Origin of the sequence: Enterobacter sp. SECR19-1250 (genome assembly GCF_013391025.1) — a bacterium.
Taxonomy (GTDB): Bacteria; Pseudomonadota; Gammaproteobacteria; order Enterobacterales; family Enterobacteriaceae; genus Enterobacter; species Enterobacter cloacae.
Genome location: NZ_JACASJ010000299.1, coordinates 1 through 658, shown reverse-complemented (window position 1 = coordinate 658; position 658 = coordinate 1). Strand labels below are relative to the sequence as shown.

Annotated in this window: 1 protein-coding gene; it reads left to right on the top strand. The window is 43.3% G+C overall.

From position 1 onward, the window contains the following. The first annotated feature begins 109 nt into the window (after positions 1-109). Positions 110-595 (top strand): hypothetical protein, encoded by a 486-nt coding sequence (locus HX884_RS26700; RefSeq protein ID WP_249166298.1) that lies wholly within the window; start codon positions 110-112, stop codon positions 593-595. Positions 596-658 lie beyond the last annotated feature (63 nt).

Genomic DNA, 658 nt, shown 5'->3' with positions numbered 1-658 from the left:
TGAACAAAATGACGAAAGCAGGTATGCCTGAAAGCGTGCGTATTGCCTGAAAACAGAACCCGCTACGGGGGAGACTTACCCGAAATCTGATTTATTCAACAAAGCCGAGATGAAGTTAAAAGAAAAGATGACTCAGGAAATCAAAGCGCTGGAACAGAAAAAAGCTGACGCCGACGTGGCTAAAAAAGAGTTGATGAAAATCCAGGTTTTATCATCCAGATTTACCATGGAGCCTGAGCAAGACGGTAAGCCACAACCCGTAATTAGACTGGTTGTTAAAAATAATACTGATACCGTTATCTCCAGAGCGTACCTGCACGGAGTGATGGCAAGCGAGGGATACTCAGTACCATGGCTGGTAAGTAATTTTTTCTATGATATTCCTGAGGGGCTTAAGCCAAATGAAGAAGCCACATGGGCTATTGCCCCCCCTAAGAATTCTGAATGGGGTGTACTTTATGCCCCAAAAGACGCTGTTTTGACTGTGACACTCGTAAGAGTGGACGGTACTGATAATCAGATGTTGTATGATGCAACAATTTTCACTGAGGAAGATAACAGCAGGCTTGAAGAGTTGAAGAAAAAAAATCTCTGATCTTTAAAGACTAGGGAAGGTGCGAATAAGCAGGTCATTTCTTCCCAAGCTGACTCGCTGATT